The sequence below is a fragment of the Schnuerera sp. genome, from assembly GCF_035459645.1.
Classification (GTDB): Bacteria; Bacillota; Clostridia; order Tissierellales; family Tepidimicrobiaceae; genus Schnuerera.
This window is the reverse complement of sequence record NZ_DATHXO010000382.1, coordinates 1-2,352: the sequence shown is the minus strand read 5'-3', so window position 1 is coordinate 2,352 and position 2,352 is coordinate 1. Positions and strand designations below refer to the sequence as shown.

General features: G+C 29.4%; 4 protein-coding genes. All 4 read right to left on the bottom strand.

What is annotated here, in order from left to right; all coding sequences use genetic code 11:
• A partial coding sequence (gene amaP / locus VK998_RS09040) for an alkaline shock response membrane anchor protein AmaP (RefSeq protein ID WP_325227787.1) occupies window positions 1-527 on the bottom strand: 527 nt, incomplete at its 3' end.
• Window positions 528-590: 63 nt separating this feature from the next.
• Window positions 591-989, bottom strand: a complete 399-nt coding sequence (locus tag VK998_RS09035) for an Asp23/Gls24 family envelope stress response protein (RefSeq protein ID WP_325227785.1) — start codon at window positions 987-989, stop codon at window positions 591-593.
• A 71-nt stretch (window positions 990-1,060) separates the two neighbouring features.
• A complete protein-coding gene (locus tag VK998_RS09030; RefSeq protein ID WP_325227784.1) occupies window positions 1,061-1,723 on the bottom strand; it encodes a SpoIIIAH-like family protein in 663 nt (220 codons plus the stop codon).
• A 12-nt stretch (window positions 1,724-1,735) separates the two neighbouring features.
• A complete protein-coding gene (locus VK998_RS09025) occupies window positions 1,736-2,317 on the bottom strand; it encodes a sporulation stage III protein AG (RefSeq protein WP_325227783.1) in 582 nt (193 codons plus the stop codon).
• Between the last annotated feature and the right edge of the window lie 35 nt (window positions 2,318-2,352).

The window sequence follows — 2,352 nt, the reverse complement described above, 5'->3', positions numbered from 1 at the left end:
GTAGTTACATTACTAATAATTACTTTGATATCACTTACATTGACTCCCGTACAGTTTTCAACATGATCTTTGACTTTAGTCTGAAGTTCTTCAGTAGTTTCTGGAATATTGATTTCAGGATAAACTTCACCTTTTAAATTTATAAATATTTGTCCTTCCACTATATCTACTTTAGTTATAATGTTTTTTATTCCAGTGAACTTATTAGATACATTTTCTACTAAACCTATTATAGTTTGTGATGAAATGTTTATTTCTCCATAATCTGTTCTCTGAACCAGATATGTAGTTTTTAATTTTTCATTATCTGTCTTTAACCCTAATATCAATAATCTAATACTTAAGCATAAAACAGCAAGTCCTATACCCGTATATAAGTAATTAGTTTTTACCCCTTCTAAAAATAGTATAATATTATCTGTAGCTAAAAATTGTATCTGTTCAAAAGGAAAAAGTACCATAATTATTGAAAAGATTATCAGGCAAATAGATAAAATAGTTAATATAATTCTATCAATTATACTCATAATTGATTCTAACCTCCTAAAATATATTTAAAATTACCCTCTGGTTTCCAGAGGGTAAATATACTATTTTACTCTTGGCTCATTTTCAACTACGGGTTCTTCTTTTGGTATGTTGACACCTTGTACATTGATATTAACCTCTACAACATTTAAACCAGTCATTGTTTCAACTGTTTCTTTTACATTTTGTTGTACTTTTGCTGCAACTTCAGATATTTTAGAGCCATAATTTACTATTAGGAATATATCAATCGCTGCTTCTTTTTCTCCAACCTCTACTTTCACACCCTTTGATAAACTTTTCATTCCCAGCATTTCAGTAATGTCACCGGTAATACCTCCACTCATGCTAGTAACACCATCTACCTCAGTAGCAGCTAAACCTGCTATAATAGCCACAACATCATTAGCAATTTTTACTGTACCATATTTGACTTTTTCATCGCTTGAAAACTCCGTCACTTTAGACACCTCCCATTTCTGAAAGTCCTTAGGGTTATTATATCAGAGGGTTAAGTTTTTTACAATCGATTCTAATTCTTTTTCATGATTTTTATATTTGACGTATCTAAGTTGGTTTCACCTATAACTACGTCCAAAATCTTTACTACATCCTGCTCAGTAAGTTCATCAATTGATACAATTACTTTTGCATTTTCATCTGTCAAAAATATCAATACCTCTTCAAATCCTTTTGCTTTTATAAGACCTTCAATAACTAATTCTTTTTCTGATAATTCTCCTATTTTCATGATCTTTTTTTGGGCTTCTGTTCTTATTTCATCATTAGTATTGTCATTATTAACAATTTCATTCAATCTATCTATTAATCCTGCCCTTAGTTTGTCCCTAGATAATCTTTGCTCTATAAAATAATTTTTTGATATTAAACTATCTTCTCTATTGATGGTTTCTTCAATATATTCTTCAGTGTCTTTAGCTATCTTGTCTATATCTTCATGATCTCTTGTATCAAGTATTTCTATTTCATCATTTTTATCTCCTTCAGATATTGCTGGAACCAAATCATTGTCTTCCAAATAATTTTCCTTAGCCAATTCCATCTCTTCATGTTTTTGATAATCATTTGAAACTTTCGACAAAGCTTGCTTGGTCAAATTATGATTTAAATAACCTGTAAATATTAACAATGCTATTAAAACTAAAATTATTACTGGTTTTTTCATAGAAAACATTATCCATCCTCCTTATTTGCTGGCATATACCTCAACTTTATTCCCAGGCACACCCAGCACTGTTTTAACAGCCTCATAAAGTCTTTCCTTCACTTCCAAATCATCAGCCCCTTCAGCTATTACTATTACGCCTTTAACAGTAGGTTTAATTTCTTTTAATACTATTAAAGACCCTTCAGTGCCTGTAACAACCTGAATAGTCATATCTTCTCTAACAATTTCTCTAGTACCTCCTTGTGAATCTAATTCGTTAGTTGTTTCATTATTTTTTGTAGTGTTAAAAGCTGGAATCTTTTCTACAGTATCCTCCAATGTTATCATTGCACTTACTGCCCCTACTCCTTTTAACTGACTTAAAATGTCTTCAAGTTTATTTTCTAAAATTGAACCATAATCAATTTCAAAATTAGAGCTGTTATTAATTTCTTTTTCTAATTCCAAACTAGAACTGCCTCCCTTTTTTTCTTGAATAAAAATATCAGCTATTATAATAAGTATGATTCCAATAATAAGTATTATGAATAAATTCTTAATTAATTCCTTATTATTAATTTGCTCTAAATATTTTTTTATTTTAATGATTATTTTATCCATCCTACTCACCTTCCTTCAAGGTACTTAAGAATATT